Source organism: Vibrio sp. SCSIO 43132 (assembly GCF_019904195.1).
In the GTDB taxonomy this organism is placed as follows: Bacteria; Pseudomonadota; Gammaproteobacteria; order Enterobacterales; family Vibrionaceae; genus Vibrio; species Vibrio nigripulchritudo.
Genome location: NZ_CP063199.1, coordinates 394,750 through 416,981, shown reverse-complemented (window position 1 = coordinate 416,981; position 22,232 = coordinate 394,750). Strand labels below are relative to the sequence as shown.

Genomic DNA, 22,232 nt, shown 5'->3' with positions numbered 1-22,232 from the left:
TGGTTATGAGATATGTACAAAATTTGCTTGAAATCTGCCTTTTCGAAATTAGAATAGACGTCTAGATGTAGAAACACCTACAAAAAATACTGTATTTAAACGAGATGGGTTACATAAAACCGGTCTCTTCACCTTTTTTAGTGGAGCTATCATGGCAAAGCACCTATTCACTTCTGAGTCTGTTTCAGAAGGTCATCCAGATAAGATTGCAGACCAAATTTCTGATGCAGTTCTTGATGCGATTCTGGCACAAGACCCAAAAGCTCGCGTAGCGTGTGAAACCTATGTGAAGACGGGCATGGTAATGGTGGGTGGTGAAATCACCACTTCAGCATGGGTAGACATCGAAGAGCTGACACGCCAGACGGTTCGTGACATCGGCTATGTTCACTCAGACATGGGTTTCGATGCAGATTCCTGTGCGGTTCTGAACACCATTGGTAAGCAGTCTCCAGACATCAACCAGGGTGTTGATAAGTCTGACCCTAAAGAACAAGGCGCGGGCGATCAGGGCATCATGTTTGGTTACGCAACCAATGAAACTGATGTATTCATGCCAGCTCCAATCACTTACTCTCACCTACTGGTTCAAAAGCAAGCGGAAGTTCGTAAAAACGAAACACTTCCTTGGTTGCGCCCAGATGCAAAATCTCAGGTAACGTTCCAATACGATCAAGGTAAGATCGTAGGCATCGATGCAGTTGTACTTTCAACTCAGCACTGTGATTCGGTTTCAACGCCTGACCTTCGTGAAGCAGTAATGGAAGAAATCATCAAGCCAGTACTGCCTTCTGAGTGGCTGAACAAAGAGACTAAGTTCTTCATCAACCCAACCGGTCGTTTTGTTATCGGTGGTCCTATGGGTGACTGTGGTCTGACTGGTCGTAAGATCATCGTTGATACCTACGGTGGTGCAGCTCGTCACGGCGGCGGTGCATTCTCTGGTAAAGATCCATCAAAAGTTGACCGCAGTGCCGCTTACGCTGCACGTTACGTTGCGAAGAACATCGTTGCTGCAGGTCTGGCTGACCGTTGTGAGATTCAGCTTTCTTACGCTATCGGTGTTGCTGATCCAACGTCTATCATGGTGGAAACTTTCGGTACTGAGAAAGTGTCTCACGACATCATCATCGAAGCCGTTCGTCAGAACTTCGACTTACGCCCATACGGTCTTCAGGAAATGCTGAACCTGCTTCAGCCTATCTACCAGAAGACAGCAGCTTACGGCCACTTCGGTCGTGAAGAATTCCCATGGGAAGCGACAGATAAAGCCGTAATTCTGCGTGAGTTTGCTGGCCTGTAAGGTTCTTACCTTTTCTGACAAATAACGTATTCGAAAGCCTCTGATTCTCAGAGGCTTTTTTACATCCATTTCACCTCTCGAATACCTGCTACATCATTAATTTAATTTGAATTTGTGGGGATTTTACGTGCCTAGATCAAAGTCACGCAAACGTTAACCCGATAGATTGCAGAGACGCATTAAATAACTATCATTCTCTGCTGCTCATGCTCCATTGCCACAACCTTTCTGTCCAGTTACAACAGGCACTTGTGCTTCATCCTTTGGATCTTGAAATTCAAAGAAATGAGCGCTGGGTGATCATCGGGCGTAATGGTTCTGGCAAAACCTCTCTACTGAAAGCCATCGCCAATTTACTCCCGTTTACTGGTGACGTGACCTTTAATCAGAAGTCGCTCAGTCGCATGAAGCATGAGGAAAAAGCGAAACTCATCAGCTATGTCCCTCAACATAGTAATGTCGATAGTCGCTTAACGCTGCAAGAGTACATTCGACTGACTTCCTCACCGCCACTCCCCTCCCAGCCATTTATCGAGACAGTGACCAGTGCATTGAAAATCGATTCCTTGCTGGATAAGAGGCTCGGGCAATTATCGGGAGGTCAGAAGCAGCGGGCACATATCGCCAGAGCGCTATGTCAGCAAACCGAATTTATGGTTTTAGATGAACCGCTTAATCATCTGGACCCATGTGCACAAGGTGAAGTGCTATCACTACTCAAACAAAAGAACACCACTCTGATTTGTTCGCTCCACGACATTACCCTTGCCGCTAAATTTGCTACTCACATTGCCATACTGGAACGCGGCAGGCTTATCGCCAAAGGTCGCTCTGAAACCTTGCTTTCTCAACAGCAGCTTCAATCCATTTTTGATGTAGACGTCATCCATGCCACCAACACACGGACTTTAAACACCAGCCCTTTTCTTGATATAGAACTGGTCCAAGGAACGACTTAAGATGAAAAGAATTTTCGCCTCAGCACTCTGCTTACTTTTTACTGCGCCCATTCACGCTCAAATCACCGTCGATAACTGCGGAACACCGCTTACTCTGGATACTCCTCCGAAAACCTTGATCACTCACGATATCAATATGTCGGAGATGGCTTTTGTGCTAGGGCTTAATGAACACATGATTGGCGTAACCGGCATCAGTGGGTACTACAAAACCACTCCAGCTTTTAAGCAGTTGCAAGGCAGCATTCCAGAGTTGGCGCCGAAGTACCCTTCTCTGGAAGTTTTGGTCAATGCCAAACCCGATGTGTTTTTTGCTGGTTGGAATTATGGGATGAGACTTGGCGGCTCCGTAACACCTGAAGCACTGAAAGAGTTTGGCACCGATACCCTTATCCTGAATGAAAGCTGCAGCCATATTCTGAAAAACAAAAAGCCCGCCACCATGGAGCAGATGTTCGATGATGTGAACCGCCTTGCCACCTTATTTGGTAAACAGGACAAAGCAACTCAACTGATCTCGGACTGGAAAAACCAGTTAACCAAGATTCAGAACAGCACCAAAGGACAAAAACCTCTCAAAGTCTTTCTTTACGATTCAGGCGAAGACAAGCCTTTTACGGCAGGAAAATACGCCATTGTCAGCGCCATGATTGAAGCAGCGGGTGGCGAGAACATTATGAAAGATCTCGACATAAGCTGGGGTGTAACCTCTTGGGAATCCGTGGCATTGCATAACCCGGATTTGATTATTCTTTTGGATTATCAAAATGGTACGGGAGCCAAAGGGATGCAGCGTTTCCTAGAAAAGCACCCAGCTATGAAAACCACAGCTGCGGTGAAATTCAGTCAATACGTACCCTTGCGCTATGAGGAAATCACGCCGGGACCGGCTAATCTAGATGCCATTGAGAAACTGGCAATACGCATTCAGGCGATCAATGAACAGCCGTAGCCTTCTTTTCAATCCAGTCACGCTGAGCACCACCATGTTCAGTGTACTGTTCATGGCGTTAGCCTTGCTTTCCTTGAGCCTGGGGAGCGTTAACCTTTCCCTGGCGCAGGTTATCGAGGTTGTCTCGAAGGCATTGGAATCCAATATAGATACGCCTATCGCTCAAGTGGTGTTGCATTTGCGCCTTCCCAGAACTTTAGTAGCAATGATCTGTGGAGCGGGTCTGGGGGTTGTCGGGGCGCTGTTGCAAACCGTCACTAAAAACGATCTTGCCGACCCTTTTATCTTTGGCTTGTCATCTGGTGCGGCGACCGGCGCCGTATTTGTCATCACGGTTATCGGGAGCACCATAGGCATCTGGACGCTTCCCCTCGCCTCATTTATCGGTGGCATAGTTTCCGCCACCGCGGTGTTGTTTCTGGTCAGAAAAGTGCGCGGGCAAGCGTCATCTCAGATCGTTCTGGCTGGGCTAGCGATTTCGTTCCTGTTCACTGCACTCACGAATTTCTTAGTTTTTAATGGCGACCAACGTGCCGCTCACTCCATCCTTTTCTGGTCGCTGGGCGGTTTAGGCAGTGCACGTTGGGACAACCTTCTCATCGTGATTACCGGACTATCAGTATTGGGGATATTGGGGGCGCACTGCTACCGCCAGCTCGACTGTTTACTTGCCGGAGATGACGTTGCTCAAACCATAGGCGTCAATACCAAAAAGCTGCAAACCGTGGTGTTTGTTGTCTGTGCTTTTGCGACTTCATGCTTCGTCTCGATCATCGGCGTCGTGGGTTTTATCGGTCTGATGGTGCCGCACATCGCAAAGAAAATAGCCGGACCATTACACAAAAAGCTGCTCATAACATCGGCACTGATAGGTGCGCTGGTGATGCTGCTTAGTGACATTCTCGCCAGAACGCTTGTTGCACCACAAGAATTGCCTTTAGGCGTCGTCACCACCGCATTTGGTGCCTTGTTTATTATCTCGATTCTGATGGAGAAGCGAGATGGTAACTAGAAAACGGAGAAGACAGTAAAACGTAGATTGTAATGTAAACAACCCTCAGGGAATCAGGTGTAACTCCTGAACTGTACCCGCAGCTGTAAGCGATGAGCGTTTTACAAGCCACTGAATCAAAGGATTTGGGAAGGAGTAAGACGCGGCGAGTTCCTCGACATCGTAAGTCAGAATACCTGAACACACATGAATACCGAGCGGGATTACTCAAATACCTTTTACTTCCTTGTGACCTCAGGGGAGCGCTCTGTATTCAAAAAAAGTTCGCTAGCTTAGATGAGAATACAGTGGTCACGAAAGTTAAACGCTCAAAAAACAAGTCAGAACTCCGAAGTGGATTTACCACAGGAGCTTGCGCCGCAGCTGCGAGCAGAGCTGCGGTCCAGACTCTGTTGACAAGCCACCAGCCTGACTACATTTCCATCACCTTACCTAACGGTGAACCCGCTACGTTTAAAGTGGCTTTTATCCACACAATGGAACAAACAGTAACCGCCAGTGTTATAAAAGATGCGGGCGACGACCCTGATTGTACTCATGAAGCGCACATTCAGTGCATTGCTCGATGGCAACCCACCCCTGGGTTCACCATAGAAGGAGGAGTTGGCGTGGCGCGGGTAACTCTGCCCGGTCTGGAGCTTCCAGTTGGAGAAGCTGCCATCAACCCGGTTCCACGCAAAAACATTCTGGATATGGTGATGCTGGAATGGAATCAGTCCACCTCATCGCAAAGACAAGCTGCGGGCATATCTCTGGAAATTTGTGTTCCAGATGGTGAAGATCGGGCTAAGGAAACGATTGGTCCAAGGCTTGGGCTCATCGGGGGTATCTCCATTCTGGGCACTCGCGGCACGGTGAAGCCCTACTCAACGTCCGCGTTCTCGGCGTCTGTCCGTCAATCGGTTCAGATCGCTCGGCAGAATGGGCAGAATCATTTAGTGCTTACTACCGGGTCGCGAACGGAAAAATCAGCAATGACCATGCTCCCCGACTACCCTTCTATGTGTTTTATTCAGGCTGGGGACTTTGTCGGTGTGGGGCTTCGCTCTGCCAAACGCTATCAGGTAGATAAAGTGACCGTCGTTGCCATGATTGGCAAGCTAGGAAAAATGGTTGCAGGGCACATGATGACTCATGTTTCAGGCAAAGCGATCGATTTTTCACTGCTGGCTGACCTCGCCATTCAGGTTGGCGAATCGAGTGACTTTGCCAACCAGATCAGGCAAGCCAATACGGGAAGACATGTGCTTGAAATCTGGAAAGATGCGCAAAGCACTCGCTCAGCTCCTAACCCTCTGTTTTTATCGGTTCTGTGCCAACAAGCGGCTGAACATGCCGCCATCTACGTGAAACATGCTGTGAGTATCGAATTCAAACTGATCGACTTTAATGGCGATTTGCTGGCGGAACACGCCTGTCCGAAAGGGGATATACCGAAAACCCCAGACTCATCAAATACCCATGCCACTCAACAGGAGGCTCAATGACCAACGATATGCGTCAAATGACCAAGCAAGGTCAGCAAATAGAAAGTGACTCGTTCTCGATCATCGACCACGAAATAGAGACGCTTCACGGAGGGCATTCATTTCAAAAGGGTGAGTGGAATGTCGTTCGTCGCGCCATTCATACCACAGGCGATTTCGAATACGCGCAGCTCTATCGATTCAGCGACAACGCCATCGAAACAGCCATTTCCGCACTAAAATCTGGTGCCAATATCATCACGGATGTCAGCATGATCGTCACAGGTCTGAATCAGGCTCGGCTAAAAGTGTATGGCAATCAGGCACACTGCTTTATCAGCCACCCCGAAGTCATCCAAACCGCAAAAACGACTGGAGAGACACGTGCGATTCACGCCATGCGCTATGCACGAGATAGTGGGCAACTTGACGGTGCGATTGTCGGGGTCGGGAACGCTCCAACGGCTTTGCTGGAACTGCTTCGAATGATAGAAGCTGGCGAGGCAAAGCCCGCATTAATCATTGGTATCCCCGTGGGTTTCGTTAAAGCCGATGAATCCAAACAAGCACTGACAGAGCAAAATCAAGTGCCTTACATTGCGAGCTTAGGTCGCAAGGGGGGTAGCCCGCTGGTGGTGTCTACTATCCATGCTCTGCTCGCGGAGTCGATACAATGACTTGCGCGACATTACCAAATGCCGCTGTCACGGTAGTTGGTGTGCCCGAAGACGGGTGCCTGAGCTTAACCAGCCGAGCTGTGAATGCCGTGGAATCGGCAAGGGTCATCGCAGGTAACGACCGTCTTCTGGACTGGTTCCCACAATTCAAAGGGGAACGTTTGTCCATGAATCAGGGCTACCAACCTTGGTTTGCTCAGGTATTAGAAGAAAGTGAGGAAGGTGGCGTTGTTGTGCTTGCCTCCGGCGACCCGCTTTTCTTTGGTATCGGTCAGTCGATATTGAATAAGTTACCTCATCACGAAGTGCGCTTTATTCCCTCCCCGTCATCCATGCAACTGGCCTGCAGTCGAGTCGGGCTCCCGTGGCAGGACATGAAAGCCATCTCGCTGCATGGTCGTAAACAGCATGACGACGTCATTCAAGGACTAGCCAGCCAGATCCAGTGGGGAACAAGTTACTGCCTGTTAACTGATGCTCACAACCACCCCGCAAGAATTGCAGTACATCTAATCAACTACACCCAGCAAGGCTGGCTGGTTTGGGTTTGCGAGAATCTGGGTTCAACCGAAGAAAAAATCACGAAATGGTCGATAGACGATCTTGCCAGATGCGGTTCAGGGGACTTTTCTTCGCTCAATGTACTGATTCTACACAGAGCAGAACCTCATGCCTGGGGGATAGCGGGTCAGTACGCCAGTGATGATGACTTTATGAAGCGAACCCCCAAACGCGGGCTAATCACTAAGCAGCCTGTTCGCCATTTAGCTCTCTCATCAATGCGCATACAGCCCCAATCTGTGGTGTGGGATGTCGGTACTGGTTCTGGTTCTGTCGCTATCGAAGCGGCGAAACAATGTTATCTGGGGCAGGTGTTCACCATCGAGTCCAACCCGGAATGTTACGAGTCGATCGAAGCCAACCTAAGAGCTCACGGCACAGACAATGTCAGGTTGATTAAGGATAAAGCGCCTAACCAGCTTGAACATCTCCCGGCACCCGACAGCATCTTCGTTGGTGGGAGCCGAGGCAATATGACATCGATTCTGAATACCTGCTGGGAGGCACTGAAACCCGGAGGCGTCATTGTTGGCTCTGCCGTCACGGTGGACTCTACCTGCGAGCTTCATCAGTGGAGCAAAGAGAATCATGCACCGACTCACGTTCAGCTGGTCAACGTTTCTAACGGTGTTCCTTTGGCGCATTACACGCGTTATCAGGCAGAGAACCCCATTCACTTATTCACATTCACCAAACCGCAGGCTGGATAAATACCGCGGTCAGGAAAACACAACATAAAAATACAATAATGAGAAAGTCAAAATGAAATTAGGAACTATGTATGCGGTCGGTGTGGGTACCGGTGACCCAGAGCTATTAACGCTAAAAGCACACCGCATTTTAAGCCAGGCTGATGTTGTTGCCTTCCCGGAAAAAGACGCCGGGAGTCAGCAGTCCTTTGCTCAACACATTGTCGATGGCAGCCTGAGAAGAAACGATATGCAAGGCGAAGTGATGTTTCTCCACTTCCCGATGACGCGTGATCCCAATGTCAATATTCCCGCCTGGCAAAAAGCCGCTGAGACTATTGCGTGCCTGCTAAGACAAGGGAAATCCGTCGCGTTTGCGACCGAGGGCGATCCTTCCGTCTACAGCACCTGGGCTTATATTCAGGAAGAACTTTCTGAGATTTTGCCCGAGCTCGACCCAGTAATCATTCCGGGCATTACCTCGGTTACGGCAATCCCGTCTCAGACCAAAATCCCTCTGGCAGACGGTCAGGAGCGTTTCTGTGTGGTTCCCGCCACTTGGGGGCTGGAATGTCTTGAGAGGCTGGTGCTGGATTTTGACACCATCATGCTCATCAAAGCCGGTCGGGTTATTCCTAAGCTCACTAAACAGCTTCAGGCGATGAACATGCTGGACTGCGCAACGTATGTTTCTCACGCCACCACCGAGCAGCAAGAGGTGTACACCGATCTCAATGATGTGCCGAATGAGCACCGTTATTTTTCCATGGTTCAGCTCTCTGTCCGCTCGCGTCGCGGAGTGCTTCGGGGTACAACGCAGTCGCAACCCTGTGCCGTATTGGAAAGCAGGAGAGCATGATGAAGATTGCGATTTACGCCATTACCTTGCACGGCGCAAAGCAAGCTCAAAGGCTGGCACAAACCTTTCCTTTTGCAGACGTGTTCGTCGCACCTGTGGGGAAAGAAGAATACCCAGATGCCAATAGTCTTACCCTGCCTTTATCTGGTTTCTTTACCGAAAAATTCACCGATTACGACCACCATATCTGCTTTTTCGCAGCAGGGATCGTTAGCCGAATGATAGGTCCCCTTCTTCGGGACAAACGAACCGATCCGGGGGTGATTTGTATTGATGATCACGGGCAGTTTGTGATTCCAATACTTTCAGGTCATCGAGGCGGAGCAAACGCCATTGCATTGCAAATATCACAAGCGCTTAGTGCCACACCCGTGATTACTACCGCATCGGATGTCGCTGGCAGCCTGTCGGTTGATATGTTGGGAGCCCCTTTTGGCTGGACGCTCGATCCTGAATGTGAGCCAGCCATCACGGCAACCAGTGCTGCCGTCGTCAACGAGAAACGTGTATTGATTGTTCAGCATGCTGGTGAAAAAAACTGGTGGCAACACAAACGCTCAATGCCCCGACACATCATGACGTACCCGGATTTGTCTCATGCAGATCTCACGAAAGTAGAGCCTGCTGAGTGGGATGGACTGGTGCTTATCTCAGATGAGGAGACCCCAAAGGGCTATGCGTTATGGCAAAGCAAAACTGTACTGTGGCGACCTAAGTCATTAGTCCTTGGTATTGGATGCGATCGCAATACACCGTTGAAGGTACTTCAGGCAGGCATTCATCAATTTCTTGAAGAGCATAACCTGTCTAAATACAGTATTTCCGCACTGGCAAGCATCGCGTTAAAAGCCGACGAACAAGGTATTCTGGCGCTTTCTGAGCAGGAGCAGATTCCATTTCACACTTATTCCACCAGCGAGTTAGATGGAGTGGAAGGGATTGAGAACCCTTCAGATTACGTAAAGAAAATTACGGGTGTTTCATCAGTGGCAGAAGCGTCTGCACTCAAACATTCTGCCCGTACTCAACTCCTCGTTCCTAAATGGAAGTTCAAGCAGGATGGCTTCAACATGACTCTTGCGTGCTGTCGCATCACTTATGATGAACCTCTTGCCAAAAAGAAATGGAAAAACTGGCTCGACAAAGACGTCAAAATCAACCTGCATGGTAACGAAGTGGTTGATGGATTCCAGTGCAAACCCAAACACGTCGATCTCAACCGCCCCATGCTTTATCACCGCCACCACATTCTGCTCTGCGAGGGAGGGCGCTGCGCCAAAGAAGGCAGTAAGAACCTCGCCCATGACCTACGGCAAGTACTCAAATCAATTGGTTTTGCCAGTGGGGAGCAGCGAATCAAAATCAGCCGTACGCACTGCGCAGGCACCTGCCGAAACCGTGCGGCGATGGTGATCTACGAACGCCTTCAACCCAATGAAACACCCATCAACAACGGCCTATGGGTGAAAGGGATTGATCAGTTTACCGAGCAGACCTGGAAAGAACTTTTCACACATCTGGTCGAGCGTAAGCCACTCAAACAATGGCTCGCTCCGCAATACATCGCACCTATCGAAAGTGCCGATGAGCAAAACAAGCTATAAGACCAAAACAAACAATAAGACCAATACAAAAAATAAGGATAGTTAACCCATGAAACGACTTCGTCATTACAATCAAGGCACCGCCATTGTTCTTAGCTGCTTTGGCAGTGTGATTGAACAGCAGCGGTATGAAGACTTGGCTGAGCGTGTTCGCGAGACCTACCCCGACACCCATGTTCGTGTCGCCACCAGCTCGAAAATGGTGATCAAAAAGCTGGCGCGTAAAGACAATCAATGTTTTAGCCTTCCGCAAGTTCTGGCTGATCTTGATACGCAGGGTTATGAGCGAATTCTAGTGGTTTCCGTGTACTTGTTCCCGACCGATGAACACCGATACCTGACATCCATTGTCGACGGATTCAAGCAATTCTCCTTAGCCCGTATCGAACAGACACCAGCCATCATGCACCATAGCCAGCTCGCCACCCGACTGATTTCTGCCTTGCACGAACGTTTCATGCCCAGAGAGCATTTTAATGTGTTCATTCATCACGGTGCCCCTATGCTCGACAACCCGGGGCATCAGGCGATTCACTACAGCGCTGACTTTCTGAGTAGCCTGTCTGAACGCAACTTCGCCTGTTCACTCGAAGGAGCGTGGCCTTTCCAATTGCTGAAAGATGAAATGCTCAGCCGCATAAAAGCGCTCCATACCGGTGGTGGCAAGCCAGTACTTAACTTAGTTCCGTTACTTTTGGTTTCAGGCAACCACTTTATTAATGATCTCAACGAGATCAAAGAGGCTTTGTCTCAAGATGCCGAAGTGAAAATTGCCGAACCCGTTCAAGGTGACAAATTCTGTATGCTGGATATACCTGAGCTTCTGGACGTTATCGACAGACAAATTAAAGAAGGATTGATTCGTCTTAACGCTCCCGAAGGAGTGCTCTAGTCATGGCAAAATTAACCTTGGTTGGTCTTGGACCGGGCTCTATTGAACTTGTTACGCCAGCCGCGCAGCACGCCATTAAAACCGCTGATGTAGTCGCAGGTTACAAAGCGTATGTTGAGCTTATCGACGCACTGATTGCAGAGCAGGAAGTCATCCAAAGTGGGATGACACGCGAGTGGGATCGCGCGCAGGCGGCGGTAGAAGAAGCCGCCAAAGGCAAGCAAGTGGTTCTGGTGTGCTCAGGAGACTCGGGCATGTACGCCATGGCGCCACTGGTGCTGGAACTGCTTGAGCAAAACCCTCAGCTAAATCAGCAGATTGAGTTAGATATTATTCCCGGCATTACCGCAGCCAACGCGTGTGCATCATTGGTTGGTGCTCCGCTCGGTCACGACAGCTGCACCATCTCTTTGTCGGATCTACTCACTCCTTGGGATGTGATCACCAAGCGCATTGAAGCCGCTGCTATCGCTGATTTTGCCATCACGTTTTATAACCCGAGATCCAAAAAGCGAACCCAACATATCGAAACTGCTCGTGAGATCTTGCTGAAACATAAAGATCCAAGTACACCCGTTGCCGTCGTCAATGCTGCCTACCGCGAAGATCAGCAAGTCACACTGACCACTCTGGCTGAGTTTACTCAGGTGGAGTTTGGTATGAATGCGGCAGTCGTGGTCGGCAATAGCAACAGCTATCGCTTTGGCGACTGGATCATTACACCCAGAGGCTACACCAATAAATATCAGCTTAAAGACGGTTCGGTACTCGACGGGCAGAAACGTGGACACTCACTGAAAATAAAAAATGAGGTGAACTGACATGACGGTTTATTTTATTGGTGCCGGTCCGGGCGATCCAGATTTGATCACCGTGAAAGGGGCTAGGCTTGTCGAAGAGTGCCCCGTTGTGGTTTACGCAGGTAGCCTGGTGCCCAGAGCGGTCATTGATCGCGCTCGACCTGATGCGCAGGTTTACAACTCTGCGGACATGGATCTGGATGATCTGACTCGCGTTTACCAGATCGCTCACGAGAAAGGGGAACATGTTGCCCGGGTTCAAACTGGTGATCTTTCTATTTACTCATCGTTGGCTGAACAAACTCGCCGCTTAAATGAGTTAGGAATCGACTGGAAGGTCGTACCTGGGGTGAGCTCATTTCAGGCCAGCGCAGCAGCACTCGGGCAAGAGCTGACGCTTCCTGAAAAGTGTCAGACCATTATCCTCAGCCGAGCATCAGGTCGCACGCCGGTTCCAGAGAAAGAGAACTTGCGCTCACTGGCGTCTCATGAGGCAACATTATGTTTATTTCTCAGCGCCACACTCATTCGCAAAGTCGTGAGGGAACTGTCCGATGTCTACCCTCCTGACTGGCCCGTCGCAGTGGTCGAGAAAGCCAGCCATCCTGAACAACGAATTTTTCGTGGTACATTAAGCACCATTGCTCAAATCATGCATGATGAGGGGATTCGCTCAACCGCAATGATTATTGTCAGCAAAGTGCTGAGCGACAACAGCTTTGTCGATTCTAAACTTTATGACCCCACTTTCTCACACGCCTGTCGACAGGCGCGCATCGTCACGAATGAATCTGAGTGATTGGTAGCTGAAGATAAGGAAAAATATATGGAAACCGCTTATTGCTCTGCTTTGGTTGTCGGGGCACCGTCATCTGGAAGTGGCAAAACCACGGTTGTTGCTGCGCTGGCGCGAGCACTGACTCAGCAGGGAAAAAAGGTTCGCGTCTTTAAAACGGGTCCTGACTTTATCGATCCCCAGTTTCTATCTTTCGCTTCAGGGGCTCCAGTCTATCAACTGGACTTATGGATGTGCGGAGAAGCCGAGTGCCAGCGTTTGCTCTTCAAGGCGGCTCAGGAAGCAGATGTCATTCTTATCGAAGGTGTCATGGGCATGTTTGATGGCAAGTGCTCCAGTGCTGACATTGCCGCCAAATTTCAGTTACCCATGCTCGCCGTGGTGGATGCTGGCGCAATGGCTCAAACCTTTGGTGCTTTGGTGCATGGCTTGTCGACTTACCGGGATGATGTTGATGTCTTTGGGGTAGTGGCAAATCGTGTGGGGTCAAAAAGACACTCTGAAATGCTGAAAGAAAGCCTGAAACCAGAAACGGCTTTTTGCGGTTGGTTACCGAAAGACATGGATCTTTCACTGCCCGAGCGTCACCTCGGACTGGTGCAGGCACAAGAACTGGATGACATTGAACAGCGGCTTGATCGCGCCGCACAATTGATTAGTGAGTTTGGTGACATTCCCTTACCTCCTCCCCAATCATTTCATCCACCAACTCTATCCAAACCAGACGTCACAGGTACACTGAAAGACCAGACAATTGCCATCGCCAACGACGCCAGCTTTGCTTTTTTGTATCAGGCGAACATTGACCTGCTGGAATCATTAGGCGCAACGCTGAAATACTTTTCGCCCCTTGCGCAGGACGAGCTACCCCAGTGTGATGCGATATACCTGCCAGGCGGCTATCCAGAACTTTATATGGAGAAACTGGCGAGCAACGAGTCTCTGAATCAACAGATCTTAGAGCACATCAAGCAGGGTAAGCCTTGTCTGGCTGAATGTGGCGGCATGCTATATCTGAACAAAACACTGACGGATAAGAACGATCAGACGAAAAAGTTAGTGGGCGCTTTGAATGCCAACGCTTACATGCAAAATAAGCTGGCTGCCCTAGGCATTTTGGAAGCCAGTATCCAGGGTCAGCCATTACGCGGACACACTTTTCACTACTCAAAGACCGTTAGCGAAGAAAAAATACTGTCTGAACCACTCTCTCAATACGGAACTCCAACCGATCCTGTATGGGTAAAACACGCCACGGTAGCCTCATATGCTCACTGGTATTTTCCTTATAACCCTGATCTTATTGTAAAAATATTCCGAGGCACTTTATTCTGAAGTCAACCCATCTCTCTTGTGATCAATAACAAATCCCAGAATTGAGCCGAAAGAAGTTTGATATTTATCTCTGGATAGTTAATAGTTAACATAATGTTAACAACCTTTCTCAGAAAAAGGGTATTGTTAACGTTGTAAAGTCGATGCGCCGCTTACAAAAATTGATCGCCTGCGAGGCATCGAGCACCTATGGATGATGGGTGTGTGACCCCTGTTGAGAAAGTTGAACCACAAAAGGTCGGCACGCCCTGGGAAAATTCAAACTCGGTTTTGTGAGTAAGCTCCGCCAGCGTTGAGTACTCCGGAGTTCAAGCAGAATCGGTCATGGAGGGTCTATGCCTCGTACACTCAGTCCAAATGACGTCTCTGATAAAAAAGAACACGTCATTCCAGATTCAGAATACGCCAGAACCATACCTTGTAATAAAATCGGCATCACCGAGCCATTTCACTGGCTTGCCATGGCTGTAAACGACTTAATGCGAACACCTTTAATCAGCGCTTTTTATGGTCTCTGTTTTACCGCAGCGGCAATTGGCGTTGTGGGTCTGGTGTACTGGCAAGGTACGCACTTAGTGGTACTGCCAAGTCTTATCGTCTACATGCTTATTGGTCCGTTCCTCGCACTTGGCTTATATGATGCAGCGTGGGAACTTGAAAAAGGACACAAACCTAAGCTGCTCCATTCCATGCACGCCATCGGACGTAATTCAGTATCACAGTGGGGATTTGCCCTGATGCTCAGCATCGCCATGATATTCTGGATGCGAATAGCAGCGTTACTTCATGCGCTCTACCCTTCTGTAGAAGGTGCACCTATCGCTGACTTCCTGCCGTTTCTGGTGATCGGGTCCCTTATCGGGCTTGTGCTTTCAACCATCATTTTCTGTATCTCTGTCTTTTCCATTCCAATGATGATGGAACGCAGAGTGGACATCATGACCGCAGTGTTCACCAGCTTCAACGCGGTGAAATCCAATATTCCAGCCATGATTGTTTGGGCATTCATCATTTGTGGTGGGCTTATCATCGGTTTTGCGACCTTTGGTCTGGGTATGATGATCGTCATGCCTATTCTGGGCTTTGGCACCTGGCATGGCTACGAGGCAACAATACAGCGTCGTCACCATTAACAAGCTCCGCATTTTCAGTACAATAGCAGCCTCGTCACAGAGGCTGCTTTTTTATGCTCAATCCAACCACCAGCTACACCATCAACCAGATCATTCGGCGTTGCATTCGACAGGCTGAAAGCAAGTTCGGATGCTCCTTTCCCGTCCCGGTCTGGAATTTCAACGTGCGTGGGAAAGCGGCTGGAAAGGCTTATCTTCAAAGCTGGGAAATCCGGCTAAACCCCACCTTGTTTGCGGGCAATCAGGAAGCGTTTTACAAAGAGGTCATCCCGCATGAAGTGGCGCACCTCATCACTTACCAACAATTCGGGCGTGTAAAACCACACGGTGCGGAATGGCGATATGTGATGGAAGAAGTGCTGGGGGTGAAAGCCAATACCACTCACCAGTTCGATGTAAAAGACGTACAAGGGAAGACCTTTGAGTACCGCTGCGAGTGTCAGGTTCATGCTCTGACGATACGCAGGCACAACAAAATACAACGCGGTCAGACGAGCTATCAATGTCGTTCCTGTAAGGGAGAGCTCAAATTTACAGGCACTCAACTGTCTTAGTTTTGTTAATTTAACGCTTATCTATAGATAAAATTATCATCTCATTGCTAGACTTCATTTTATTAATAATCCTAATTATCAATAACTATGAAGCTCTACCCAATTTTAATCACGCTTGCTGTTCTACCCGTTACTTTAAATGCTGCTCCTCCCTCTTCTTTTTCTAAAGCCAAAAAAGAAGCGATGAAGATTTACGCCGACCACCCCATCAGTTTTTACTGCGGCTGCGATATTCAGTGGAAAGGAAAGAAGGGCATTCCCGACCTTAATGGCTGTGGTTATGAAGTAAGGAAACAACTCAAGCGTGCCTCGCGAATTGAGTGGGAACACGTGGTGCCAGCCTGGCAGTTCGGTCACCAGAGACAGTGCTGGCAAAATGGTGGCAGAAAGAACTGCACCCGAAACGACAAAACTTTCAAACTGATGGAAGCCGACTTACACAATCTGGCACCCGCGATTGGCGAAGTAAACGGTGATCGCTCTAACTACAATTTCAGTCAGTGGAATGGGATAGATGGAGCCACCTATGGTCAGTGTGAAGTTCAGGTTAACTTCAAGCAACGGAAAGTAATGCCACCCGATCGCGCCAAAGGCTCCATTGCACGCACCTACCTTTACATGAGTAAAGAGTACGGTTTTCGACTTTCAAAGCAGCAGACCAATCTGATGAATGCCTGGAACAAGCACTTCCCTGTGGACGAATGGGAATGCACGCGCGATGAGCGCATCTTCCGCATTCAGGGCAACCATAATCCTTTTGTTTATCAAGCCTGCCTAAATCGCTCTTAACTCTAACCAAAGGGGCATTCGCCCCTTGTTTTTTCCCTGCGTAGCATCCATGTTAGTCACTAATCACTTAGGGTCTGATGACCAATAGCACGCAGGAAAAAGTAGATGCGAATCCCTCGAATTTATCACCCCGAAACGATATCAGAACTGGGCTTGGTGAAATTAAGCGACGATGCCGCAGGTCATATAGGCAGAGTGCTTCGTATGGGCGAGGGTCAGGAAGTGCTATTGTTTGATGGCAGCAACGCAGAATTCCCCGCCGTTATCGTTGAGTCGAGTAAGAAAAACGTGACCGTCGAGGTACGTGAGCGCATTGAATCGAGTATCGAATCCCCTCTGAACATCCACCTTGGGCAGGTGATCTCTCGTGGCGAAAAAATGGAATTCACCATTCAAAAGTCGGTGGAATTGGGTGTAAATACTATTACCCCTTTAATTTCAGAGAGATGTGGCGTAAAACTAGACGCCAAGCGATTCGAGAAGAAATTGGCTCAGTGGCAGAAAATTGCAATAAGCGCGTGTGAACAATGCGGTCGTAATACGGTGCCAGAAATTCGCCCTATCATGCAGCTTGAAGAATGGTGCGCAGAACCCAGCGAGGCTTTAAAACTCAATCTGCACCCCAGAGCCAAATATTCCATCAATACCCTGCCAGAACCAATGACACGCGTGCGTTTGCTTATTGGTCCGGAAGGAGGTCTGTCTGCTGAAGAGATCGGTATGACAGAGAAATACAAATTTGAAGAAACGTTGCTAGGCCCTCGAGTACTGAGAACCGAAACTGCAGCGTTAACCGCAATTACAGCATTGCAAGTCCGCTTTGGCGACCTTGGATAAACGGAGACAAACGAATGATAAAAATCGGCATAGTCATGGATCCTATTTCTTCTATCAACATCAAGAAGGATTCCAGTTTCGCCATGATGTTAGAAGCTCAGCGCCGTGGCTGGGAAATCCACTACATGGAGATGAATGATCTTCATCTGGATCAGGGCACTCCAATTGCGGACACCAAAGTGGTCTCGTTAAAAGAAGATCCCACTGGCTGGTATGAATTCAAATCCGAACAGACTATCGAGCTTTCCGAGCTTGATGCGGTTTTGATGAGAAAAGATCCTCCGTTTGACACAGAGTTCATCTACGCGACGTACATTCTTGAGCGCGCGGAAGAAAAAGGCACGCTTATCGTCAACAAGCCACAGAGCCTTCGCGACTGCAACGAGAAGCTGTTTACCGCATGGTTCCCAGAATTGACACCAACGACAATTGTTACACGCAAAGCGGAAAAAATCCGAGAGTTTCAGGAAAAACACGGTGACGTAATCCTTAAGCCGTTGGATGGTATGGGTGGATCGTCTATCTTCCGTGTGAAACAAGGTGATCCAAACGTATCGGTGATCATTGAAACCCTGACCAACCACGCGCAGAACTACGCCATGGCACAAACTTTTGTACCGGACATCAGTAACGGCGACAAACGTATCTTGGTGGTGGATGGCGAGCCTATGCCTTACTGCTTAGCGCGTATTCCAGCGAAAGGCGAAACCCGCGGAAACCTTGCCGCAGGGGGCAGAGGGGAAGCGAGACCATTAAGTGAAACAGATTTACAGATAGCGAACGCAGTAGCTCCTACACTTAAAGAAAAAGGGCTTATCTTTGTTGGCTTGGATGTGATTGGCGACAAACTGACTGAAATCAATGTCACCAGTCCAACCTGCATTCGTGAAATCGAAGCAGCGTTCGACATTTCTATCACAGGTAAGTTGATGGATGCCATCGAGCGTCGAGTCCAAAAATAATTAAGTAGGCTCACACTGGAGATATTATGAATTTAGCGAATCATTTTCTGGTCGCCATGCCCGGCATGAAAGACCCGTTTTTTAAGCGCACTGTGGTTTACTTATGTGAACACAGTGACGATGGCGCTATGGGCATTGTCATCAATGCTCCGATTGATATCTCCGTGGGCGGCATGTTGAAGCAGGTTGAAGTGGATCCGGTGCATCCTCAGCTCAATACCGACAGTTTAGAGAAACCCGTTCTCAATGGCGGTCCGGTTGCGGAAGATCGCGGATTCATACTTCATGAACCCAAAGATCATTACCAGTCCAGCATTCAGATGACCCAATCACTTGCGGTTACTACCTCTAAGGACATTTTAAGCGTTCTAGGTACTGAAGCGGAACCAGACAACTATGTAGTGGCTTTGGGCTATTCAGGCTGGGAAGCGGGTCAATTAGAAAGTGAGTTAGCGGATAACTCCTGGCTCACTATCGAAGCGGACCCGAATGTCATCTTTAACACACCAATTCACGAGCGCTGGAAAAAAGCGGTTCAGATGTTAGGCATAGATGCCAGCCAGCTTTCTTCACAGGTTGGACACGCCTAACTAATTCAAATAACCGAAAATACCAGCACTCGAACAGACACACCGAGATATTCATGACATCAAGAACCATCATGGCTTTCGACTATGGCACCAAAAGCATTGGCAGTGCCATTGGTCAGGAAGTCACGGGCACAGCCAGCCCGCTGAAAGCGTTTAAAGCCAACGATGGCATTCCAAACTGGGATGACATCGAAAAGCAGATCAAAGAATGGCAGCCAGATCTAATCGTTGTCGGTTTGCCTGCCGATTTGCACGGTCGCGCACTTGAAACCATCACACCACGAGCCAAAAAGTTCGCCAACCGTCTGCATGGTCGATTTGGTTTACCCGTTGAATTGCATGACGAACGGCTTTCAACTACCGAAGCTCGCTCCGAGCTGTTTGCTATGGGCGGATACAAAGCGCTGAGCAAAGGTAATGTCGATTGCCAGTCGGCTGTGGTGATTTTGGAAAGCTGGTTTGAAGCTCAGTGGGGCTAAGCTTTTACCCGGAACTCAGGTTGAATATAAAAAGGGAAGGTATAAAATCCTTCCCTTTATTGTTTTTGGAGAAATCAGACATCTAGTTCATGTCTATTTTCACACCATCAAGCGCGCCACCTGAGAAATCTCCGCCTTGCTCGGTTTTCATCATCAACCTCAAATCATTCGCAGAGTCAGCGCTGTGCATTGCATCCTGCTCGGTGATCTTGTCTGCCGACAGAAGCTCATACAAACACTGATCGAAGGTTTTCATTCCCGCCTCGTTGGACTTCGCCATCGTAGCTTTCAGCTCGTGCAGCTCACCGCGACGAATCAGGTCGGACACCCTTGGGGTATTCAGAAGGATTTCGAATACACCGTGGCGCCCTTGCCCGCTCTTATCGCGAATCAGTTGCTGCGCTATCACACCGCGCAAGTTCATGGATAAATCAAACAGGAACTGCTCTTTCTGCTCTTTTGGCACTAGGTGAAGAATACGTTCCAACGCCTGGTTTGCGTTGTTAGCGTGCAGTGTTGCCATGCAGAGGTGACCGGTTTCCGCAAAAGTCATGGCATATTCCATGGTTTCACGGGAGCGAATTTCACCAATCAGAATCATGTCTGGCGCCTGACGGAGTGAATTCTTCAGTGCGACTTCATAGCTCTCGGTATCCAAACCCACTTCACGCTGGGTGATGATGCACTGGTTATGCTCGTGAACAAATTCAATCGGGTCTTCCACCGTCAGGATATGACCTGTGCGATTCTGATTTCGAAAGCCCGTCATCGCAGCCATCGTGGTGGACTTACCTGAGCCGGTCGCACCAACCACCAGCACTAAACCTCGTTTAGCGATAGCAAGATCCTGCAGAACATCCGGTAATTTAAGCTCTTCGAAGGTAGGGATTTGCGTCTCTATTCGGCGTAGTACCGCACCAGGCAGTTCACGCTGGAAGAACGCACTCACACGAAAACGTCCAACATCTCGAACGATGGCAAAGTTGGACTCTCTTTCTTTACGAAATTCCGCGCGACGCTCTTCATCCATCATAGTATCGAGCAGATGAAAGGCAGACTCCTCGGTTAGTGGTTCACCCAATGGCTGCAGTTCTCCGTGAACACGCAACAAGACAGGTGCACCCACTGTGATGTAGATGTCTGATGCCTTCAGAGACACCATTTCTGATAAAACTTGGTTCAGTTCCATGTCGCCACCTAAAAGCCCATAGAATCGGATTCAAGTTTGGTGCGTACCTCGTCAGCATCGACCACCCCTTGAGCAATCAACTGTTTGGCATGCTGCTCTGTGGTCTGCATCCCCATAGCGCCACCCGTCTGGATAACCGAATACATCTGAGCGACTTTGTCTTCACGAATCAGGTTTCGAATCGCAGGTGTTGCCAGCATGATTTCGTGACAGGCGGCACGACCACCACCCAAACGCTTAAGCAGCTTTTGAGAGATAACCGCACGTAGCGATTCAGAGAGCATCGAGCGAACCATGTCTTTGTCGGTGCCCGGGAACACATCGATAATACGGTCGACGGTTTTGGCTGCACTGCTGGTGTGCAAGGTACCAAATACCAAGTGACCCGTTTCCGCAGCCGTCAATGCAAGGCTGATGGTTTCCTTATCACGAAGCTCACCCACCAGAATCACATCCGGATCTTCACGCAGTGCGCTTCTAAGCGCCGCATTAAAGCTGTGCGTATCGCGATGAACTTCACGTTGGTTGATCAAGCATTTATTACTTTGGTGTACAAACTCAATTGGATCTTCGATCGTAAGAATGTGTTTGTTGTGATTGCGGTTGATGTGGTCAACCATGGCGGCAAGTGTGGTGGATTTACCCGAACCCGTAGGACCGGTTACCAGCACTAACCCTTTCTCATAATTAGAAATTTGAGTAAAAATATCAGGCGCACTGATTTGCTCCAGGCTTGGCACTTCGGTTGGAATGGTTCGAAATACCGCCGAGCACCCGCGTGACTGATTAAAAGCGTTCACACGGAAGCGACCAACATTAGGCAGTTCAAAAGAGAAGTCCGTTTCCAGTTTTTCTTCGAACTCAGCGCGTTGCGCGTCGTTCATAATATCGAAAACCAACCGGTGAACATCAGCATGAGTAAAAGCAGGCACGCCCAACTTACGTACATCGCCGTCTACGCGGACCATTGGAGGAACTCCAGCAGAAAGATGTAGATCTGATGCATTATGCTTTACACTAAAATCCAGTAACTCAGCGATATCCATAAAAATCCTTAATTAAGTCAATTATGTGTAGTATTCAACAAAACATTAAGCAGATCACCGCACAAATTCGCAGTCTCGAAGAAAAGTGTGGTAGAGCTTCTGGCTCGGTGCAACTTTTAGCCGTAAGTAAAACAAAACCTAACGCCGCCATTGCCGAGGCACTCGAAGCTGGGCAGGTTGCATTTGGGGAGAACTACGTACAAGAAGGTGTTGATAAAGTTCAGTATTTTACTGAACACTATAGCGACAAAGATATCGAATGGCACTTTATCGGTCCGATACAGTCCAACAAAACTCGACCTATCGCAGAAAATTTTGCATGGGTACACTCGGTCGACAGAGCCAAAATCGCACAACGTCTCAATGATCAACGCCCGGAAGGCATGGCACCGCTAAACGTGCTGATTCAAGTCAACACCAGTGGTGAAGCCTCCAAATCAGGAATCAATGAAGAAGAATTGTTTGAACTGGCAGCATTGATAAACGACCTTCCCAACCTCACATTAAAAGGGTTGATGTCGATTCCTGCCAATGTCAGCGACTACGATTCCCAACTTGCTGCTTTTAATCAGTTATCTGAACTCAAAACTAAGCTGGCAAATCTATATTCAGATGTAGATGTGTTGTCCATGGGAATGAGTGGCGATATGGAAGCGGCTGTTGAGGCAGGCAGTACTATGGTTCGCATCGGCACCGCCATCTTCGGTGCTCGGGATTACAGCAACAAACAATAAAGCATTTAAATCGG

General features: G+C 48.8%; 23 protein-coding genes and 1 riboswitch. Of the genes, 21 read left to right on the top strand and 2 right to left on the bottom strand.

The annotated features are described in order from the left end of the window. Positions 1 to 151 precede the first annotated feature (151 nt). From metK to ruvX, 20 genes are all read left to right on the top strand, one after another. The gene (gene metK / locus INR79_RS01970; RefSeq protein ID WP_004409338.1) at positions 152 to 1,303 is read left to right on the top strand and encodes a methionine adenosyltransferase; all 1,152 of its coding nucleotides are present in this window, start codon (positions 152 to 154) and stop codon (positions 1,301 to 1,303) included. 251 nt (positions 1,304 to 1,554) lie between these two features. Then, positions 1,555 to 2,262: an ABC transporter ATP-binding protein gene (locus INR79_RS01965; RefSeq protein WP_262415373.1), complete on the top strand. Its 708-nt coding sequence runs from the start codon at positions 1,555 to 1,557 to the stop codon at positions 2,260 to 2,262. Position 2,263: 1 nt separating this feature from the next. Beyond that, positions 2,264 to 3,214, top strand: coding sequence for an ABC transporter substrate-binding protein (locus INR79_RS01960; RefSeq protein WP_223095818.1), 951 nt, complete (start codon positions 2,264 to 2,266; stop codon positions 3,212 to 3,214). Then, on the top strand, positions 3,201 to 4,226 hold the full coding sequence (locus INR79_RS01955) for a FecCD family ABC transporter permease (RefSeq protein WP_410482890.1): 1,026 nt from the start codon (positions 3,201 to 3,203) through the stop codon (positions 4,224 to 4,226). Before INR79_RS01960 ends, INR79_RS01955 begins: the two co-directional genes overlap by 14 nt. A 47-nt stretch (positions 4,227 to 4,273) precedes the next feature. Continuing rightward, positions 4,274 to 4,404, top strand: a riboswitch (cobalamin riboswitch). Positions 4,405 to 4,513: 109 nt separating this feature from the next. Further along, positions 4,514 to 5,713 carry a cobalt-precorrin-5B (C(1))-methyltransferase gene (locus tag INR79_RS01950; RefSeq protein WP_223095815.1) on the top strand — a complete coding sequence of 400 codons (1,200 nt, stop codon included), beginning with the start codon at positions 4,514 to 4,516 and terminating at the stop codon, positions 5,711 to 5,713. Further along, positions 5,710 to 6,369, top strand: a complete 660-nt coding sequence (locus INR79_RS01945) for a precorrin-8X methylmutase (RefSeq protein WP_022601644.1) — start codon at positions 5,710 to 5,712, stop codon at positions 6,367 to 6,369. Before INR79_RS01950 ends, INR79_RS01945 begins: the two co-directional genes overlap by 4 nt. After that, positions 6,366 to 7,640: a precorrin-6y C5,15-methyltransferase (decarboxylating) subunit CbiE gene (gene cbiE / locus INR79_RS01940; RefSeq protein ID WP_223095813.1), complete on the top strand. Its 1,275-nt coding sequence runs from the start codon at positions 6,366 to 6,368 to the stop codon at positions 7,638 to 7,640. The genes INR79_RS01945 and cbiE overlap by 4 nt, the downstream gene beginning before the upstream one ends. Before the next feature lie 52 nt (positions 7,641 to 7,692). After that, the gene (gene cobI / locus INR79_RS01935) at positions 7,693 to 8,478 is read left to right on the top strand and encodes a precorrin-2 C(20)-methyltransferase (protein ID WP_223095811.1); all 786 of its coding nucleotides are present in this window, start codon (positions 7,693 to 7,695) and stop codon (positions 8,476 to 8,478) included. Further along, positions 8,475 to 10,082, top strand: a complete 1,608-nt coding sequence (locus INR79_RS01930) for a cobalamin biosynthesis protein (protein ID WP_262415372.1) — start codon at positions 8,475 to 8,477, stop codon at positions 10,080 to 10,082. The genes cobI and INR79_RS01930 overlap by 4 nt, the downstream gene beginning before the upstream one ends. A gap of 49 nt (positions 10,083 to 10,131) precedes the next feature. Further along, positions 10,132 to 10,974, top strand: a complete 843-nt coding sequence (locus INR79_RS01925; protein ID WP_223095809.1) for a sirohydrochlorin cobaltochelatase — start codon at positions 10,132 to 10,134, stop codon at positions 10,972 to 10,974. A 2-nt stretch (positions 10,975 to 10,976) separates the two neighbouring features. Further along, positions 10,977 to 11,795: a precorrin-3B C(17)-methyltransferase gene (gene cobJ, locus INR79_RS01920; RefSeq protein WP_223095807.1), complete on the top strand. Its 819-nt coding sequence runs from the start codon at positions 10,977 to 10,979 to the stop codon at positions 11,793 to 11,795. A gap of 1 nt (position 11,796) precedes the next feature. Next, complete coding sequence (gene cobM, locus INR79_RS01915) at positions 11,797 to 12,573, top strand: precorrin-4 C(11)-methyltransferase (protein WP_223095806.1); 777 nt, start codon at positions 11,797 to 11,799, stop codon at positions 12,571 to 12,573. Positions 12,574 to 12,600: 27 nt separating this feature from the next. Beyond that, complete coding sequence (locus INR79_RS01910; protein ID WP_223095805.1) at positions 12,601 to 13,905, top strand: cobyrinate a,c-diamide synthase; 1,305 nt, start codon at positions 12,601 to 12,603, stop codon at positions 13,903 to 13,905. Between the two features lie 335 nt (positions 13,906 to 14,240). Continuing rightward, positions 14,241 to 15,038, top strand: coding sequence for a DUF2189 domain-containing protein (locus tag INR79_RS01905; RefSeq protein ID WP_004409309.1), 798 nt, complete (start codon positions 14,241 to 14,243; stop codon positions 15,036 to 15,038). A 53-nt stretch (positions 15,039 to 15,091) separates the two neighbouring features. Then, positions 15,092 to 15,592 carry a SprT family zinc-dependent metalloprotease gene (locus tag INR79_RS01900; RefSeq protein ID WP_223095804.1) on the top strand — a complete coding sequence of 167 codons (501 nt, stop codon included), beginning with the start codon at positions 15,092 to 15,094 and terminating at the stop codon, positions 15,590 to 15,592. An 87-nt stretch (positions 15,593 to 15,679) separates the two neighbouring features. Next, a complete protein-coding gene (locus INR79_RS01895) occupies positions 15,680 to 16,381 on the top strand; it encodes an endonuclease (protein WP_223095802.1) in 702 nt (233 codons plus the stop codon). A 105-nt stretch (positions 16,382 to 16,486) separates the two neighbouring features. Then, on the top strand, positions 16,487 to 17,218 hold the full coding sequence (rsmE, locus tag INR79_RS01890) for a 16S rRNA (uracil(1498)-N(3))-methyltransferase (protein WP_223095800.1): 732 nt from the start codon (positions 16,487 to 16,489) through the stop codon (positions 17,216 to 17,218). 14 nt (positions 17,219 to 17,232) lie between these two features. Continuing rightward, entirely contained in the window at positions 17,233 to 18,180 is a 948-nt protein-coding gene (gene gshB / locus INR79_RS01885; RefSeq protein WP_223095798.1) for a glutathione synthase, read from the top strand. A 26-nt stretch (positions 18,181 to 18,206) separates the two neighbouring features. Beyond that, positions 18,207 to 18,770 carry a YqgE/AlgH family protein gene (locus tag INR79_RS01880; RefSeq protein ID WP_004409298.1) on the top strand — a complete coding sequence of 188 codons (564 nt, stop codon included), beginning with the start codon at positions 18,207 to 18,209 and terminating at the stop codon, positions 18,768 to 18,770. A 53-nt stretch (positions 18,771 to 18,823) separates the two neighbouring features. Next, positions 18,824 to 19,249, top strand: coding sequence for a Holliday junction resolvase RuvX (ruvX, locus tag INR79_RS01875; RefSeq protein ID WP_022549508.1), 426 nt, complete (start codon positions 18,824 to 18,826; stop codon positions 19,247 to 19,249). An 82-nt stretch (positions 19,250 to 19,331) separates the two neighbouring features. On the opposite strand, the gene INR79_RS01870 is transcribed toward ruvX, so the two are convergent. Together INR79_RS01870 and INR79_RS01865 are read right to left on the bottom strand one after the other, a co-directional pair. After that, on the bottom strand, positions 19,332 to 20,438 hold the full coding sequence (locus INR79_RS01870) for a PilT/PilU family type 4a pilus ATPase (protein ID WP_223095796.1): 1,107 nt from the start codon (positions 20,436 to 20,438) through the stop codon (positions 19,332 to 19,334). 8 nt (positions 20,439 to 20,446) lie between these two features. Next, positions 20,447 to 21,484, bottom strand: a complete 1,038-nt coding sequence (locus INR79_RS01865) for a type IV pilus twitching motility protein PilT (RefSeq protein WP_004398311.1) — start codon at positions 21,482 to 21,484, stop codon at positions 20,447 to 20,449. 23 nt (positions 21,485 to 21,507) lie between these two features. On the opposite strand from INR79_RS01865, the gene INR79_RS01860 reads away from it, so the two are divergent. Next, the gene (locus INR79_RS01860) at positions 21,508 to 22,218 is read left to right on the top strand and encodes a YggS family pyridoxal phosphate-dependent enzyme (RefSeq protein WP_022591346.1); all 711 of its coding nucleotides are present in this window, start codon (positions 21,508 to 21,510) and stop codon (positions 22,216 to 22,218) included. Positions 22,219 to 22,232 lie beyond the last annotated feature (14 nt).

What these genes read in the sequence shown, in the direction of transcription:
- INR79_RS01860 (WP_022591346.1), top strand. Translation starts at nt 21,508, where the DNA reads ATGTGTAGTATTCAACAAAACATTAAGCAGATCACCGCACAAATTCGC.
- gshB (WP_223095798.1), top strand. Translation starts at nt 17,233, where the DNA reads ATGATAAAAATCGGCATAGTCATGGATCCTATTTCTTCTATCAACATC.
- metK (WP_004409338.1), top strand. Translation starts at nt 152, where the DNA reads ATGGCAAAGCACCTATTCACTTCTGAGTCTGTTTCAGAAGGTCATCCA.
- INR79_RS01905 (WP_004409309.1), top strand. Translation starts at nt 14,241, where the DNA reads ATGCCTCGTACACTCAGTCCAAATGACGTCTCTGATAAAAAAGAACAC.
- INR79_RS01900 (WP_223095804.1), top strand. Translation starts at nt 15,092, where the DNA reads ATGCTCAATCCAACCACCAGCTACACCATCAACCAGATCATTCGGCGT.
- INR79_RS01930 (WP_262415372.1), top strand. Translation starts at nt 8,475, where the DNA reads ATGATGAAGATTGCGATTTACGCCATTACCTTGCACGGCGCAAAGCAA.
- INR79_RS01945 (WP_022601644.1), top strand. Translation starts at nt 5,710, where the DNA reads ATGACCAACGATATGCGTCAAATGACCAAGCAAGGTCAGCAAATAGAA.
- INR79_RS01895 (WP_223095802.1), top strand. Translation starts at nt 15,680, where the DNA reads ATGAAGCTCTACCCAATTTTAATCACGCTTGCTGTTCTACCCGTTACT.
- INR79_RS01865 (WP_004398311.1), bottom strand. Translation starts at nt 21,484, where the DNA reads ATGGATATCGCTGAGTTACTGGATTTTAGTGTAAAGCATAATGCATCA.
- INR79_RS01870 (WP_223095796.1), bottom strand. Translation starts at nt 20,438, where the DNA reads ATGGAACTGAACCAAGTTTTATCAGAAATGGTGTCTCTGAAGGCATCA.
- INR79_RS01910 (WP_223095805.1), top strand. Translation starts at nt 12,601, where the DNA reads ATGGAAACCGCTTATTGCTCTGCTTTGGTTGTCGGGGCACCGTCATCT.
- INR79_RS01925 (WP_223095809.1), top strand. Translation starts at nt 10,132, where the DNA reads ATGAAACGACTTCGTCATTACAATCAAGGCACCGCCATTGTTCTTAGC.
- cbiE (WP_223095813.1), top strand. Translation starts at nt 6,366, where the DNA reads ATGACTTGCGCGACATTACCAAATGCCGCTGTCACGGTAGTTGGTGTG.
- cobI (WP_223095811.1), top strand. Translation starts at nt 7,693, where the DNA reads ATGAAATTAGGAACTATGTATGCGGTCGGTGTGGGTACCGGTGACCCA.
- ruvX (WP_022549508.1), top strand. Translation starts at nt 18,824, where the DNA reads ATGACATCAAGAACCATCATGGCTTTCGACTATGGCACCAAAAGCATT.
- cobJ (WP_223095807.1), top strand. Translation starts at nt 10,977, where the DNA reads ATGGCAAAATTAACCTTGGTTGGTCTTGGACCGGGCTCTATTGAACTT.
- rsmE (WP_223095800.1), top strand. Translation starts at nt 16,487, where the DNA reads ATGCGAATCCCTCGAATTTATCACCCCGAAACGATATCAGAACTGGGC.
- INR79_RS01955 (WP_410482890.1), top strand. Translation starts at nt 3,201, where the DNA reads ATGAACAGCCGTAGCCTTCTTTTCAATCCAGTCACGCTGAGCACCACC.
- cobM (WP_223095806.1), top strand. Translation starts at nt 11,797, where the DNA reads ATGACGGTTTATTTTATTGGTGCCGGTCCGGGCGATCCAGATTTGATC.
- INR79_RS01960 (WP_223095818.1), top strand. Translation starts at nt 2,264, where the DNA reads ATGAAAAGAATTTTCGCCTCAGCACTCTGCTTACTTTTTACTGCGCCC.
- INR79_RS01880 (WP_004409298.1), top strand. Translation starts at nt 18,207, where the DNA reads ATGAATTTAGCGAATCATTTTCTGGTCGCCATGCCCGGCATGAAAGAC.